The 13,697-nt window shown below is 55.1% G+C and carries 16 protein-coding genes; 10 read left to right on the top strand and 6 right to left on the bottom strand.

Annotated features, from left to right (window positions below):
• Positions 1-74: 74 nt before the first annotated feature.
• The gene (gene zntA / locus LZP96_RS20815) at positions 75-2,258 is read left to right on the top strand and encodes a Zn(II)/Cd(II)/Pb(II) translocating P-type ATPase ZntA (protein ID WP_064327805.1); all 2,184 of its coding nucleotides are present in this window, start codon (positions 75-77) and stop codon (positions 2,256-2,258) included.
• 68 nt (positions 2,259-2,326) lie between these two features.
• Here zntA and LZP96_RS20810 read toward each other — a convergent pair whose 3' ends face one another.
• The 5 genes from LZP96_RS20810 to tusA form a co-directional block, all read right to left on the bottom strand.
• Positions 2,327-3,613 carry a TRAP transporter large permease gene (locus LZP96_RS20810; RefSeq protein WP_064327806.1) on the bottom strand — a complete coding sequence of 429 codons (1,287 nt, stop codon included), beginning with the start codon at positions 3,611-3,613 and terminating at the stop codon, positions 2,327-2,329.
• Between the two features lie 9 nt (positions 3,614-3,622).
• A complete protein-coding gene (locus LZP96_RS20805; RefSeq protein WP_064327807.1) occupies positions 3,623-4,132 on the bottom strand; it encodes a TRAP transporter small permease in 510 nt (169 codons plus the stop codon).
• Between the two features lie 21 nt (positions 4,133-4,153).
• The gene (locus LZP96_RS20800) at positions 4,154-5,125 is read right to left on the bottom strand and encodes a TRAP transporter substrate-binding protein (protein WP_064327808.1); all 972 of its coding nucleotides are present in this window, start codon (positions 5,123-5,125) and stop codon (positions 4,154-4,156) included.
• Between the two features lie 167 nt (positions 5,126-5,292).
• The gene (locus tag LZP96_RS20795; protein ID WP_258926336.1) at positions 5,293-5,547 is read right to left on the bottom strand and encodes a hypothetical protein; all 255 of its coding nucleotides are present in this window, start codon (positions 5,545-5,547) and stop codon (positions 5,293-5,295) included.
• 36 nt (positions 5,548-5,583) lie between these two features.
• Positions 5,584-5,826, bottom strand: a complete 243-nt coding sequence (tusA, locus tag LZP96_RS20790) for a sulfurtransferase TusA (RefSeq protein WP_064327810.1) — start codon at positions 5,824-5,826, stop codon at positions 5,584-5,586.
• 222 nt (positions 5,827-6,048) lie between these two features.
• Between tusA and LZP96_RS20785 the strand changes: the two genes are divergently transcribed.
• Together LZP96_RS20785 and LZP96_RS20780 are read left to right on the top strand one after the other, a co-directional pair.
• Positions 6,049-6,714 carry a 7-cyano-7-deazaguanine/7-aminomethyl-7-deazaguanine transporter gene (locus tag LZP96_RS20785; RefSeq protein ID WP_258926335.1) on the top strand — a complete coding sequence of 222 codons (666 nt, stop codon included), beginning with the start codon at positions 6,049-6,051 and terminating at the stop codon, positions 6,712-6,714.
• A 72-nt stretch (positions 6,715-6,786) separates the two neighbouring features.
• Complete coding sequence (locus tag LZP96_RS20780; protein ID WP_064327812.1) at positions 6,787-7,344, top strand: DcrB family lipoprotein; 558 nt, start codon at positions 6,787-6,789, stop codon at positions 7,342-7,344.
• Positions 7,345-7,350: 6 nt separating this feature from the next.
• Here LZP96_RS20780 and LZP96_RS20775 read toward each other — a convergent pair whose 3' ends face one another.
• Positions 7,351-8,565 (bottom strand): MFS transporter, encoded by a 1,215-nt coding sequence (locus LZP96_RS20775; RefSeq protein WP_258926334.1) that lies wholly within the window; start codon positions 8,563-8,565, stop codon positions 7,351-7,353.
• 142 nt (positions 8,566-8,707) lie between these two features.
• On the opposite strand from LZP96_RS20775, the gene LZP96_RS20770 reads away from it, so the two are divergent.
• From LZP96_RS20770 to LZP96_RS20740, 7 genes are all read left to right on the top strand, one after another.
• Positions 8,708-9,757 carry an AI-2E family transporter gene (locus LZP96_RS20770; RefSeq protein WP_258926333.1) on the top strand — a complete coding sequence of 350 codons (1,050 nt, stop codon included), beginning with the start codon at positions 8,708-8,710 and terminating at the stop codon, positions 9,755-9,757.
• A 279-nt stretch (positions 9,758-10,036) separates the two neighbouring features.
• Positions 10,037-10,426, top strand: a complete 390-nt coding sequence (locus LZP96_RS20765) for a lipoprotein (protein ID WP_258926332.1) — start codon at positions 10,037-10,039, stop codon at positions 10,424-10,426.
• A gap of 68 nt (positions 10,427-10,494) precedes the next feature.
• Positions 10,495-11,559, top strand: coding sequence for a methyltransferase (locus LZP96_RS20760; protein ID WP_064327816.1), 1,065 nt, complete (start codon positions 10,495-10,497; stop codon positions 11,557-11,559).
• 63 nt (positions 11,560-11,622) lie between these two features.
• Positions 11,623-12,345 carry a beta-ketoacyl synthase chain length factor gene (locus LZP96_RS20755; RefSeq protein ID WP_258926331.1) on the top strand — a complete coding sequence of 241 codons (723 nt, stop codon included), beginning with the start codon at positions 11,623-11,625 and terminating at the stop codon, positions 12,343-12,345.
• Positions 12,342-13,157 (top strand): lysophospholipid acyltransferase family protein, encoded by an 816-nt coding sequence (locus LZP96_RS20750; protein ID WP_258926330.1) that lies wholly within the window; start codon positions 12,342-12,344, stop codon positions 13,155-13,157. Before LZP96_RS20755 ends, LZP96_RS20750 begins: the two co-directional genes overlap by 4 nt.
• Positions 13,138-13,395, top strand: a complete 258-nt coding sequence (locus tag LZP96_RS20745) for a phosphopantetheine-binding protein (RefSeq protein WP_064327818.1) — start codon at positions 13,138-13,140, stop codon at positions 13,393-13,395. Before LZP96_RS20750 ends, LZP96_RS20745 begins: the two co-directional genes overlap by 20 nt.
• A gap of 13 nt (positions 13,396-13,408) precedes the next feature.
• Positions 13,409-13,660: an acyl carrier protein gene (locus LZP96_RS20740; RefSeq protein WP_064327819.1), complete on the top strand. Its 252-nt coding sequence runs from the start codon at positions 13,409-13,411 to the stop codon at positions 13,658-13,660.
• The last annotated feature ends 37 nt before the right edge of the window (positions 13,661-13,697 follow it).

The raw sequence follows: 13,697 nt of genomic DNA, 5'->3' as shown, positions 1-13,697 counted from the left end.
GCGCTTGACTCTGGAGTCGACTCCAGAGTGCATACTGCGGTTAATGAGAAAGTTATCATTTACCGGAGAGTGCCATGTCGACTCCAGATATTCCTAAAAAAGCGCCGCAATTCTCGACACTTAAGCTGAATCCCGTCGCGGCGAAAGCGCCTTGCTGCTGTGATAAGGCCTGTGAAACCCCACCCGAAACGCTGCCGGAAACGGGCATTCGCTTTAGTTGGATCGTCAACGGCATGGACTGTGCAGCCTGTGCGCGTAAAGTTGAAAACGCCGTTAAACAGGTTGCGGGCGTTCGCCACGTTCAGGTTTTATTCACCACTGAAAAACTGGTCGTCAGTGCGGATACCGACGTGAGCAAGCAGGTGGAAGCCGCCGTCAGCCAGGCGGGCTACAGCCTGCGTAGCGAAACGGCCCCTCCTGAAAAAAGCGCCCCGCTGCGGGAAAACCTGCCCCTTATTACGCTTATCGTCATGATGGCGCTGAGCTGGGGTCTGGCTCAGTTCAGCGCTTCGCTGGGTAATATGGCCTTTATCGCCACCACGGTGGTCGGGCTTTTCCCTGTCGCCCGTCAGGCGCTGCGCCTGATGAAAAGCGGCAGCTGGTTCGCCATTGAAACGCTGATGAGCGTGGCGGCGATCGGGGCGCTGTTTATCGGTGCCACGGCAGAAGCCGCGATGGTCTTGCTGCTCTTTCTGATTGGGGAGCGCCTTGAGGGCTGGGCCGCCAGCCGGGCACGAAAAGGCGTGAGCGCGTTGATGGCGCTGAAACCGGACACCGCCACGCAGGTTGTCAACGGCGAACGTAAAACGGTTGAGATTCAGGCTTTACGCCCGGGCGATATCATCGAAGTGGCCGCAGGCGGACGTCTGCCCGCCGACGGCGCATTGCTCAGCGACTATGCCAGTTTTGATGAAAGCGCCTTAACCGGAGAATCAATCCCGGTGGAGCGCGCCTCGGGCGAAAAAGTGCCCGCCGGCGCCACCAGCGTCGATCGTCTGGTGCAGTTCAGGGTCGTCTCCCGGCCAGGTGAAAGCGCCATCGACAGGATTCTTACGCTGATTGAAGAAGCGGAAGAGCGCCGCGCCCCCGTCGAGCGTTTTATTGACCGCTTTAGCCGGATCTATACCCCCGTTATTATGCTGATCGCCCTGCTGGTGGCCGTTATCCCACCGCTGCTCTTTGGCGGAACTTGGGATGCATGGATTTATAAGGGATTGACCCTGCTGCTGATTGGCTGTCCCTGCGCACTGGTGATCTCCACCCCTGCGGCCATTACCTCTGGTCTTGCCGCCGCCGCGCGACGCGGTGCGTTGATAAAAGGGGGCGCGGCGCTGGAGCAACTGGGCCAGGTGAAACAGGTCGCATTCGATAAAACCGGCACGCTGACCGTTGGCCAGCCGCAGGTGACGGGGATTTATCCTCATACTGTCAGCGAGGAGGCCCTCCTGACGCTGGCCGCGGCGGTAGAGCAAGGCTCCACCCACCCGTTAGCCCAGGCCATCGTGCGGGAAGCGCAGCGCCGCGGGTTAGCGATTCCGGAGGCCACCTCCCAGCGCGCACGGGTGGGGTCGGGCATAGAGGCCCTCGTTGACGGGAAGACCGTATTGATTTGCGCCGCCGATAAGTTTGCGGATAACGCCTTTAGCCAGCAGATCCCTACGCTGGAAGCGTCCGGGCAAACGGTGGTCCTGGTGGCGCAGGAGAATGCGGTGATGGGGCTTCTGACGCTCCGCGATACGCTGCGTCAGGATGCGCGGGAAGCGATCGACGCCCTGCATCAACTGGGCATTCAGGGGGTGATCCTGACCGGCGATAACCCGCGTGCCGCCGCCGCGATTGCCGACGAGCTGGGATTGTCGTTCAAAGCCGAACTCTTACCCGCCGATAAGGTGAACGCGGTGACGGAGCTCAACCAGCAAGCGCCGCTGGCGATGGTGGGTGACGGCATTAACGATGCGCCCGCCATGAAAGCGGCAACCATCGGGATTGCCATGGGAAGCGGAACGGACGTCGCGCTGGAAACCGCCGACGCGGCGCTGACGCACAACCGCCTGACCGGGCTGGCGCAAATGATTAGCCTGGCACGGGCGACGCACGCCAACATCCGGCAAAACATTGCGATTGCACTGGGCCTGAAAGGTATTTTTCTGGTTACCACCCTGCTCGGGATAACCGGACTGTGGCTGGCCGTTCTGGCAGACACCGGCGCGACGGTGCTGGTGACGGCGAACGCGCTGCGGCTGCTGCGTCGCCGGTAAAACAACCCGGCACGGCGTGCTCGCCGTGCCGGGCTTTCACTTATGAGACCCTGGTCGGGGTATCTCTTTTATTGCATCCCTAAAATACCCGGCAACCACAGCGAGATCGCCGGAATATAAGTCACCATCCCTAACACGACCAGCAGCATGGCATAAAACGGCAGCATGGCCCGCACCACGGTTTCAATCTGCTGTTTACTGACCGCACTGGCAACAAACAGCACCGAGCCGACCGGCGGGGTGATCAATCCAATCCCCAGATTCACCATCATGATCATGCCGAAATGCACCGGATCGATACCCAGTGAGTTGGTCACCGGCAGCAAAACGGGCGTCAGGATCAATATGATCGGCGCCATGTCCATCAGCGTGCCAATCAGCAGCAGCATGACGTTGAGATACATGAGGATCACATACTTGTTGTCCGACAACGACGTAAAGAACTCGGTGATTCGCGTCGGCAATTGCATGTAGGTCATCACGGCGCCAAAGGCTGCGGCAAAGCCAATCAGGATCATGACGATCGTAACCGTCTTCACCGTCCGGCACATTAGCTTCGGCAGCTCCCGCCACTTGTAATCGCGATAGATAAACATGGTGACGAAAAAGGCCCACAGGCAGGCGACCGCCGCCGATTCCGTGGCGGTGAAAATTCCCGTTAAGATGCCGCCAAGAATAATCACCACCGTCATCAGTCCCCACAGCGCATCAAGGAAGATTTTCAGCGCCTGCTTAAAGGGGATTCTTTCTCCTTTCGGATAACCACGCTTATGAGCAAACCCCAGGCACATCACCATCAGGCTGACACCCAATAGCAAACCTGGCAGCACGCCGGCAATAAACAGCGTGGCGATAGAGACCGTCCCGCCCGCCGCCAGGGAGTAAATCACCGAGTTATGGCTTGGCGGAATCAAAATCGCCTGTACCGAACCGCTGGCCGTCACCGCGGCCGCATACTCGCGTGGATAACCCTTTTTCTCCATTTCCGGGATCATCACGCTACCGATAGAGGCCGTGTCGGCCACCGATGAACCGGAAATCGCGCCGAAAAAGGTCGATGCGACAATGTTCACCAGCGACAGTCCGCCGCGAATAAACCCAACGAAGATATAGGCAAAATTGACCAGCCGCCGTGCAATTCCCCCTTCGGCCATGATCGCGCCGGCAAGGATAAAGAACGGGATCGCCAGCAGGGTGAATTTATTGACCCCGCTGGTAATCTGGATCATCAACGCCTCCAGAGGCAGTTCGATCCACAATGCGCCTACGACCGCGCTTAACCCTACGGCGAAAGCCACCGGCATACCCACCGCCAGCAACACGGCGAGGGTGAATAACAATACAAAGGCATCCATTGTTCACCCCTAGGCATGGTTGCCGATCATGACGATCGGTCGATTTTCCTGCGAGCCAAACAGCAGGCGCTCGAGGACAAACAGGATCAATATGGCTGAACCTATCGGCAGCGGCAGATAGCTCTCCCCGGAAGTGAGAATCGGGAATTCCGCCACCGGCTGCTCCCACAGCTCAACGCAAAGCCAGAAGCTGTACCAGAACATCAGCCCGGAAATCAGCAGCATCAGCAGGTCTACCAGACGGGCGCACAGGTATTGAAGGCTTGCAGGCAAGCGATCCGTGAGCATATTCACCGCAATGTGCGATCCGGCGCGGTAGCTGACCGCCGCGCCGATAAAGGTGAAGGTCACCATGCAGATGATGGCGATAGGCTCCGGCCAGGATTCTCCGCGATTGAGCACGTAGCGCGAGAAAATGCCAATCGGGATCACGATGGTCATGACTAATAGCGACACGCCCGCCACCGCCATGGCGAGCAGGTACAGGCGGTCCATCCACTTCAGGTAGCGTTCGGACATACGTCCTCCACGGAGCGCAAGTTACTTGACGTCAGCGATGGCTTTCATTAGATCCTGATGCTTGTCGCCATACTGGGCGCGCACCGGCTCTGTCGCCTTGATAAACACGGACTTATCGATTTCATGGAATTGCACGCCGCCCGCCTTCATTTTTTCCAGCGCCTGTTGGTTGTAAGCGTTCCACAGGGTGCGTTGTTCAAGCTGCGCTTCGTGCGCCAGCGTCAGAATTTTTTTCTGCTCATCCGCGCTGAGTTTGTCCCATTTCACTTTTGAATAAAGCAGCATTTCCGGCGTGATAAAGTGGCCGCTGAGCGTGTAATTTTTGGCAACCGGCATGTAGTTGTGAGCAACAAATGTCGGCGGGTTATTCTCCGCACCGTCGATCACGCCGGTCTGCATCCCGCTATACACTTCGCTCACGCCCATTGCCACGGCGTTCGCGCCCATTGCCTTCAGCGTCGCCAGCGCGACCGGGCTGCCCTGCACGCGAATTTTCATGCCTTTTAAATCTTCCGGTTTCACGACAGGGTTTTTAGTAATCAGGTTACGGGTGCCGGAATCCATCCAGCCCAGGAACACCAGGCGGGATTTAGGATTCGCCGTCAGTTTTTCGCCGATCTCCTTGCCGATATCGCCGTCGATCACTTTATGCATATGGTCTTCATCGCGGAAGACATACGGCAGCGTAAAGACTTCAATATCCGGCAGGATGGCGGCAACCGGCGCCATAGAGACGCGAATAATATCAATAGCCCCCATTTGCGCCTGCTCAATCATCTGCTTCTCATCACCGAGCACGCCGCCGGGAAACACTTTGATCTCCAGCTTGCCGTCGGTTTGTTGCTTGAGTTTTTCACCCATGTTCTGAACGGCGACTACGTTTGGATAACCCTCAGGATGGACATCCGCGGCTTTAATAGTTTGAGCAGAAACAGATGCAGCAATAGCAGAGAGGCACAGCGCAGCCAGTAACGGCTTGAGTGTCGTTTTCATCGGGTGAACTCCAGGGTAGTGAGATAAGCGTTAAAACGTCGTTTTATTTTTCCGCTTAAAAACTAGACTACGGTCTGGAAAGGAGAGGTGAAGCGCCTCACAAAAAAACGCTAAAATTTGAAACGATGGTTTGATTTCGTTAATGGCGTCACGCAAGACGAAAATAATTAAGGGTGAAAGCCGCCCCCCAGCAGGTAACCATACCCATACAGCACTACCATCACGCTCACTGAGAGCGAACAGATCGTGGTAACGAAGCGTGAGGCGAGTGTGGTGTCGATCCGCATGAAACGAAGGGCGAAAAAAAGCCCGGCGCCATTCATAATGGGGGCTGCCAGTAAGGTTAAGGCGTCATTCAGTGCAAAGCTTAACAACGTTATCCAGCCAATCAGGGATAACGCCAGGGGCATAAACGTTCTCATTTACAGCCTTCCTTTGCCTGTTGGAAAGAGAGAAACCTAACCCTTACGAATCAAATACCGATACGGCAGCCCTGCCGTCTCCTGCGCCACCAGCTCGTGTTCCATAAAGGTACAGAACCCGGGGATATCGCGCGTGGTTGCCGGATCGTCGGCAATAATCAGCAGCGTTTCGCCCGTTTGCATGGTGCGCACGGTTTTGCGCACCATCATGACAGGCTCGGGGCAACGCAGGCCCTGCGCATCAAGAGTGTGGTCTGGGCTGGAGAACAGGTCAGTCATTGTCTTCTCGTTCATGTAAAAATCGGCTGTAGTTTACGCCCCGGCGTCGTCAATGCAAACCAGGTTAACGATTGCGTGAAAATCAACCATTGCAAAGCATGATGAAAGCAGTATTATGCAGCCGTTTTCTGAATCCGGGCCATTAAGACAGGCAACTAAAATCGCCTTACAGGCCAGGTTCATATTGGGTTCCCTCACCCCAACATTTAAAAAGGTCACAATATGACGTCGTTCTCTCAATCGCAGCGCGTAAAAGCGTTGTTCTGGCTTTCGCTTTTCCATTTGCTGGTGATCACCTCCAGTAACTACCTGGTGCAGCTGCCGATCTCTATTTTCGGTTTCCACACGACCTGGGGCGCGTTTAGCTTTCCCTTTATCTTCCTCGCAACCGATCTGACCGTGCGCATCTTTGGCGCGCCGCTGGCCCGTCGCATTATCTTTGCCGTGATGTTGCCTGCGTTGTTCATCTCGTACGTGATCTCTTCCTTGTTTTATATGGGGAGCTGGCAGGGCTTTGAGGCGCTGCTGAGCTTTAACCTCTTTGTCGCCCGTATTGCCGCCGCCAGTTTTATGGCTTATGCGCTGGGGCAGATCCTGGACGTACACGTCTTTAACCGCCTGCGGCAGAATCACCTCTGGTGGATGGCCCCCACCGCATCGACGCTGTTTGGCAACATCAGCGATACGCTGGCGTTCTTCTTTATCGCCTTCTGGCGTAGCCCGGATGCCTTTATGGCCGAACACTGGATGGAAATCGCGCTGGTAGATTACTGCTTTAAGGTGCTCATCAGCATCGTCTTCTTCCTGCCGATGTATGGCGTGTTGCTGAATATGTTGCTGAAAAGACTGGCAGATAAATCTGAAAACTCAGCATTGCAGGCAGGTTAAGGGTTCGCCTTATCAGTTGTGATAAGATGGATGAATGAGCCGTTATGGCCGTTTATCGAAAGGAAGATGTCAATGCGCAATCTGGTTAAATATGTCGGGATTGGCCTGCTGGTCGTGGGGCTTGCCGCGTGTGATAACAGCGATACAGCGACCCCTGTTCAGGGCGCGTCTGCTGAAAGCAATGCGACCGGTCAGCCCGTCAATCTGATGGATGGCAAACTCAGTTTCTCTCTGCCGGCGGATATGACCGACCAGAGTGGTAAGCTGGGTACTCAGGCTAACAATATGCACGTCTATTCCGATGCGACGGGGCAGAAAGCGGTGATTGTGATTGTCGGCGACGACACCACCGAAGAGTTAAGCGTGCTGGCGAAGCGTCTGGAAGATCAACAGCGCAGCCGTGACCCGCAGCTGCAGGTCGTGACCAACAAAGCTATCGAACTGAAGGGCCACACCCTGCAACAGCTGGACAGCATTATCTCCGCCAAAGGCCAGACCGCGTACTCCTCTGTGGTGCTGGGTAAAGTGGATAACAAACTGCTGACCCTGCAAATTACGCTGCCTGCGGACGATCAGCAGAAAGCACAGGCCACGGCAGAAAACATCATTAACACCCTCGTGATCCAGTAATTTCGGTCACGATGACACGGTCTCCGTCGCTTGCGCCGGGGGCCGTTTTTTTAAACGCCATGTCAGAAGCAACGCCACCGCCACCAGCCCTGCCGCAGCCAGATAAATAACCGGTACACCTGCCCACGCCATCACCAGCCCTGCAAGCGGCCCGGTAATGCCTAACGACATATCCATAAACACCGTATAGGTGGCCAGCGCCGATCCCTGGTTTTGCTGTGGCACCGCGTTGACCGCTACCACCCCAAGCGCCGGGAAGACCAGCGAGAACCCTGCTCCCGCCAGAAATACGCCCACTTTTGCCATCCACGGCGCGTCAGCCAGGCCGGTGACCAGCAGGCCGACAATCTCCACGGCAAAACAGATCATCGCCACGTTCAATCCTCCCAGACGGTTGATGCCGTTAGGGAAAAGTAAGCGTGCGCCCACAAACGCACAGCTAAAGAGCGTGAGCGCAAAGGCGGCCCCCTCCCAGCCTTTTGCATCGTAGAACAGGGTGATGAACGTCGCGATAACCCCAAAGCCCGCCGAGGCGAGCGCGAGCGCCATACCGTACGGCCAGACGCGCCCCAGGACCGCGCGAAACGGCAAAGGCTTACCTTTACTGGCTTTAACTTTTGGCCGCGGCAGCGCAAGCAAAATGGCCAGAAGCGCCACGACCATAATGGTGATCGCCAGCCCCTGCAGCCCGCCCCAGGCATAACAGACCACGCCAAGCGGTGCCCCCAGCGCCATCGCGCCGTAGGTCACAATACCATTCCAGGAGATCACCCGTCCGATATGAGGAGCGCCCACAACGCCCACGCCCCACAACGTCGATCCGGTTCCGGCCAGGCTCTGCCCGATGCCCAAAATCATCCGACCCAGACAGAGCAGCAGCAGGCTGATCGCCGGCCATTCGCTCGTCTCAGCCGCCAACAGATAGCTCAGACCGCTCAGGAAGCAGCCGCATAGCCCAACGACAACGATGCTTTTTGGCCCAAAGAGATCCGCATAACGCCCGGACTGAGGACGGCTTAAAAGGGTGGCGAAATATTGCAGGCTGATCACCAGCCCCGCCCAGAAAGCGCTGTATCCCATTACGTCATGGACATAACCCGGCAACACCGCAAGGGGAAGACCAATCGTGAGGTAGCTGGCAAAGTTAAACATGACGACGGAGACAATGCGCAAATTAAGGCGCAATCCAGTGAGCGCCGGTTCGGCGTCGGGTACGGACATGAGGTTCTACCTGGCTTTTTACAACAGTGTTTCACTATTACCACGTCAGACGATGAAAATCAGCACGGACTTTCAGATTATCAACCCAGACGGCAGACCGCCGGCGCACTACACTTAAGGCCAAACACCAAAAGGAATTCGTATGAAAGCCACTCAACCCGACAAAGCGGGTCTACACATTTTGCTCAAACTCGCCTGTCTGGTGGTGATCCTTGCCGGTATTCATGCGGCAGCCGACATCATTGTTCAGCTTTTACTGGCGCTCTTTTTTGCCATTGTCCTCAACCCGCTCGTGACCTGGTTTATTCGTCGGGGAATTAAAAGACCCGTGGCCATTACCATTGTGGTGATGGTGATGCTGGTCGTGCTGACGGCGCTGTTTGGCGTTCTGGCGGCGTCACTCAGTGAATTTTCGACCATGCTACCGAAATACAATAAAGAGCTGACGCGTAAACTTATCGACCTGCAGGAGATGCTGCCGTTTCTCAATCTGCATATCTCTCCCGAAAGAATGTTGCAGCGAATGGATTCTGAAAAAGTGATGACCTTCGCCACCACGCTGATGACGGGCCTCTCCGGGGCAATGGCCAGCATTCTACTGCTGGTGATGACGGTCGTCTTTATGCTGTTTGAAGTCCGCCATGTGCCGTATAAGCTACGTTTCTCACTGAACAATCCGCAGATTCATATTGCGGGCCTGCACCGTGCGTTAAAAGGCGTCACCAAATATCTGGCGCTTAAAACATTGCTCAGCCTTTGGACCGGCGTGATTATCTGGCTCGGCCTGACGCTAATGGACGTACAGTTCGCCCTGATGTGGGGCGTGCTGGCCTTCTTGCTGAACTATGTCCCTAATATTGGGGCCGTGCTTTCCGCCGTGCCGCCGATGATTCAGGCGTTTCTGTTTAATGGTATCTACGAATGTATGCTGGTAGGGGCGCTGTTCCTCTTAGTGCATATGGTGCTGGGGAACATTCTTGAGCCGCGCATGATGGGCCATCGCCTGGGTATGTCGACTATGGTGGTCTTCCTGTCATTGCTGGTCTGGGGATGGTTACTGGGGCCCGTCGGTATGCTGCTCTCCGTACCGCTGACCAGCGTCTGCAAAATCTGGATGGAGACCACCAAAGGCGGCAGCAAGCTGGCGATCCTGCTTGGCCCGGGCCGACCCAAAAGCCGGCTTCCCGGATAATATCGTTATTTGTAACCTACCCTGATGGGTAGGTTACAAAAAGACTCAGTCCTTTATTATATTCGCCGATTTTTAAAGTCGGCTTTTTATTGTTTTCCCTTCTCAATGCCTGGCGCGATTTTTTAATTTCTTCTTTGCCAAATCGTTAATAAATCACATAATAGCCGCCGCTACCATTCAGAGGCATGTTTAATCGGCCCGGCGAATCCTGATTTGATTTAAATACTCTATTAGTAAAACTATCTGGCATTAATTGTTATTATTGATACGGAGTTGTTGATGAAAAAGCTTATAAAATGGTTTACTGCCTTCGCGATTATTGGCGCCCTGGCAGGGTGTGCACGTACTGCTCCAGTTGAGCAGATTCACTCCACGGTCAGTGCAGGTCATACCGCCGATCAGGTAAAAACGGCGATACTGAAAGCGGGTCTCCACCGCGAATGGATTATGTCTGAGGCAGGTCCTGGCGTGATTAAAGGCCGCCTGCAGGCTCGCGATCACTCTGTTGAAGTTCGTATTCCTTATTCCGCCACCCGCTATTCCATCCTTTACGAAAGCAGCATGAATCTGAAAGCCAAAGACGGCAACATTCATAAGAATTACAACCGTTGGGTTCATAACCTTGACCACGATATTCAGCTGAATCTCTCCGCCGGTGCTGCGCTGTAAATTCCGCTAAAGTTGGGCCTGAAAGGGCCCGATAACCTCTTCTCTCGCGCCGGAAAGGTGACGCAATCATGTACGAAAAGGATACGCTCAGCGCGTTGGATGCTATTACAGAAGCACAACGCATTGCCTTTGCGCCTATGCTGTTTCAAACCGCGCTTTGTTTGCGTAACTCGGGCGTGCTGGCCTGGCTGGATAAACAAGGTTCGCAAGGTGCCAGCCTTGACGAAATTATCCCCCACTGCACGCTGAACGATTATGCCGTCAGCGTTCTGCTGGATATGGGATTAAGCGGCAAAATTGTCACCCACCGCGAGGGACGCTATTACCTGGCTAAAGTGGGCCATTTCTTGCTGCATGACAGCATGACGCGCGTCAATATGGATTTCACCCAGGACGTCTGTTATCAGGGACTTTTCCATTTAGCCGATTCGCTGGAACAGGCTAAACCGGCAGGATTAACCGTCTTTGGCGACTGGCCAACAATATACCCGGCCTTATCGCAACTGCCCGCCAAAGCAAAAGAGAGCTGGTTTGCATTTGATCATTACTATTCCGACGCCGCTTTCGACGCCGCCCTGCCATATATATTCGCAAGCTCGCCGACAAAATTGTACGATGTGGGCGGCAATACGGGTAAATGGGCCATGCGCTGTTGTCAGTATGATGAGAACGTCGCGGTCACGCTTCTGGATTTGCCCCAGCAAATAGCGCTGGCGAAGGAAAATATCGCAAAAGCAGGTTTATCTCATCGCATCGGGTTCCATGCTGTCGATATGCTTAGCGACGCCCCGTTGCCGGGCGAAGCGGACACCTGGTGGATGAGCCAGTTCCTGGACTGTTTCTCACCCGAACAGATCGTCACCCTGCTGCAAAATGTGGCCAGGGTCATGAAGCCGGGTGCCCGACTGTGCATTATGGAACTGTTCTGGGATGCACAGAAATTTGAAGCGGCATCCTTTAGCCTGAATGCGACCTCGCTCTATTTCACCTGTATGGCGAATGGTAACAGTCGCTTTTACAGCGTAGAGAAGTTTATTGACTACTTGGAACAGGCCGGATTCCGCGTGGAGCAACGACTGGATAATCTCGGAATAGGTCATACCCTGCTGATTTGCCAGAAAAACGATTTATAAACCTTAACCACTCAGGCGACTTTATTCGCCCCTTGATGACGGATGTATCGCGGACGCGCGCTGATGAAATTTGCATTCAACATTGTCGACTGGCAGGCCCGGGCACCCGGCCTCAGTGATGCCCTTCAGTGGCAGGCATGGTCACGTCAGGATCAGACCATCGACCCTGCTGCCCCGCTGGCAAAGCTGACGGACCTGCCGATGATGACCGCGCGACGCCTCAACTCTGGCAGCAAACTGGCGGTTGATTGCGGTCTGGCAATGCTGCGTAAACAGCCCATCGACGCCGTGGTCTATTCCAGCCGCCACGGCGAGCTGGAGCGCAACTACCGCATCCTGCACGCCCTGGCGACCGGGCAGGACGTTTCCCCAACCGATTTCGCGATGTCAGTGCATAATTCCGCGGTCGGTAATCTCACCATCGCCGCACGGCAGCCGATTGTCTCTTCCTCGATTTCTGCCGGACTGGAGACCTTTCAGCAAGGCCTCATTGAGGTGATGACGCTGCTACAGGCCGGGTATTCCCGCGTGTTGCTGGTTGATTTTGATGGCTCGCTGCCTGCGTTTTATCATCCTCACCTTCCGCCATCCATGCCGACATGGCCCTATGCGCTGGCGCTGGTGATTGAGGCAGGCGATACCCTGCGCTGCGAAACCCGTGCGGGCAGCGACGGCAAGGAACCTTCTCTGCCACAAAGCCTGGCGTTCCTGGGCCACTATCTCAGTGACGCTTCCTCCTTTGTCATTCCCGGCGAGCGGCTGCTCTGGCAGTGGACGCGGAGATGAACAGGATCATGGCCTCTCTTAATCGGTTATGGCGTCTGGTCATGACCGGATTCTGCTTCGCGCTGTTTGGCACAGGCGGGCTACTGCTGTCGTTGGTCTGGTTCAATTTACTGCTGCTGGTTCAGCGTAATCGCACCAAACGCCGCCGACTGGCACGCCGCAGCATTTCTGCCAGCTTCCGCTTCTTCCTGGGCGTGACCCGTTGGCTTGGCGTACTGGATTACCGCATCCAGAATCTCGATGCGCTGCGCAGCGAGCGCGGCTGCCTGATCGTCGCCAACCATCCCACGCTCATTGACTATGTGATTATTGCCTCGGTGATGCCCGAAACGGACTGTCTGGTGAAAGGCGCCCTCCTGCGAAATCCTTTTGTCAGTGGGGTGATCCGCGCGGCAGATTACCTCATTAACAGTGAAGCAGAAACGCTTCTGGCTGCCAGCCAGCACCGCCTGGCGCAGGGAGACACGCTGTTAATCTTCCCTGAAGGCACCCGCACCCGTAGCGGCGAAGCCATTACTTTGCAGCGCGGCGCGGCCAATATTGCCGTGCGCTGCCAGCGTGATATGCGGCTGGTGATCATTCATTGCAGTGAACATCTGCTGGATAAAAAAAGTCAGTGGTACGATATACCGCCGAAAAAACCTATTTTTAGCGTGAATGTGTGCGAACGCGTGCAGATTCATGATTTTTACGATGCACACCAACAAGAACCGGCGCTGGCGGCAAGACAGTTAAACCGGCATTTGCAGCATCGATTTACATCAGGCCTTCAATCTTTGTCAGGAATTAATGATGCAAGCGCTTTATCTTGAAATAAAAAATCTTATTATCTCAACGCTCAATCTGGACGAACTCACCGATCAGGATATCGATACAGATGCGGCGCTTTTTGGGGATGGTCTGGGTCTCGACTCTATCGACGCCCTTGAGCTGGGTCTGGCCGTAAAAAATCAGTACGGCGTCGTGTTATCGGCGGAAAGTGAAGAGATGCGCCAGCATTTCTATTCCGTCGCCACGCTCGCCTCTTTTATCCAATCCCAACGCGCCTGAGAATTGACCCGTTATGACAGAAAAACACGCCATTTATCAGGAAGTCACCGAACTTCTGGTCAAACTGTTTGAAATCGCTCCAGAGGATATTACCCCTGAGGCACGCCTGTATGAAGACCTTGAACTGGACAGCATCGACGCCGTTGACATGATTGTTCACCTGCAGAAGAAAACCGGAAGAAAAATCAAACCGGAAACCTTCAAGTCTGTCCGCACCGTTCAGGATGTGGTGGACGCGGTAGAACAACTCCTGCACGACGAGTAATTCGCGTGCGTGGTGAACGGACGTTTCCAGCGATCCC

Origin of the sequence: Huaxiibacter chinensis (assembly GCF_022171985.1) — a bacterium.
GTDB lineage: Bacteria > Pseudomonadota > Gammaproteobacteria > Enterobacterales > Enterobacteriaceae > Enterobacter > Enterobacter chinensis_A.
The sequence above is the reverse complement of the archived record's forward strand: the minus strand, read 5'-3'. Positions and strand labels throughout refer to the sequence as shown.

Bases quoted from the DNA above. Each gene is read 5' to 3' on its own strand.
- zntA (WP_064327805.1), top strand. From the start codon at position 75: ATGTCGACTCCAGATATTCCTAAAAAAGCGCCGCAATTCTCGACACTT.
- LZP96_RS20810 (WP_064327806.1), bottom strand. From the start codon at position 3,613: ATGGATGCCTTTGTATTGTTATTCACCCTCGCCGTGTTGCTGGCGGTG.
- LZP96_RS20805 (WP_064327807.1), bottom strand. From the start codon at position 4,132: ATGTCCGAACGCTACCTGAAGTGGATGGACCGCCTGTACCTGCTCGCC.
- LZP96_RS20800 (WP_064327808.1), bottom strand. From the start codon at position 5,125: ATGAAAACGACACTCAAGCCGTTACTGGCTGCGCTGTGCCTCTCTGCT.
- LZP96_RS20795 (WP_258926336.1), bottom strand. From the start codon at position 5,547: ATGAGAACGTTTATGCCCCTGGCGTTATCCCTGATTGGCTGGATAACG.
- tusA (WP_064327810.1), bottom strand. From the start codon at position 5,826: ATGACTGACCTGTTCTCCAGCCCAGACCACACTCTTGATGCGCAGGGC.
- LZP96_RS20785 (WP_258926335.1), top strand. From the start codon at position 6,049: ATGACGTCGTTCTCTCAATCGCAGCGCGTAAAAGCGTTGTTCTGGCTT.
- LZP96_RS20780 (WP_064327812.1), top strand. From the start codon at position 6,787: ATGCGCAATCTGGTTAAATATGTCGGGATTGGCCTGCTGGTCGTGGGG.
- LZP96_RS20775 (WP_258926334.1), bottom strand. From the start codon at position 8,565: ATGTCCGTACCCGACGCCGAACCGGCGCTCACTGGATTGCGCCTTAAT.
- LZP96_RS20770 (WP_258926333.1), top strand. From the start codon at position 8,708: ATGAAAGCCACTCAACCCGACAAAGCGGGTCTACACATTTTGCTCAAA.
- LZP96_RS20765 (WP_258926332.1), top strand. From the start codon at position 10,037: ATGAAAAAGCTTATAAAATGGTTTACTGCCTTCGCGATTATTGGCGCC.
- LZP96_RS20760 (WP_064327816.1), top strand. From the start codon at position 10,495: ATGTACGAAAAGGATACGCTCAGCGCGTTGGATGCTATTACAGAAGCA.
- LZP96_RS20755 (WP_258926331.1), top strand. From the start codon at position 11,623: ATGAAATTTGCATTCAACATTGTCGACTGGCAGGCCCGGGCACCCGGC.
- LZP96_RS20750 (WP_258926330.1), top strand. From the start codon at position 12,342: ATGAACAGGATCATGGCCTCTCTTAATCGGTTATGGCGTCTGGTCATG.
- LZP96_RS20745 (WP_064327818.1), top strand. From the start codon at position 13,138: ATGCAAGCGCTTTATCTTGAAATAAAAAATCTTATTATCTCAACGCTC.
- LZP96_RS20740 (WP_064327819.1), top strand. From the start codon at position 13,409: ATGACAGAAAAACACGCCATTTATCAGGAAGTCACCGAACTTCTGGTC.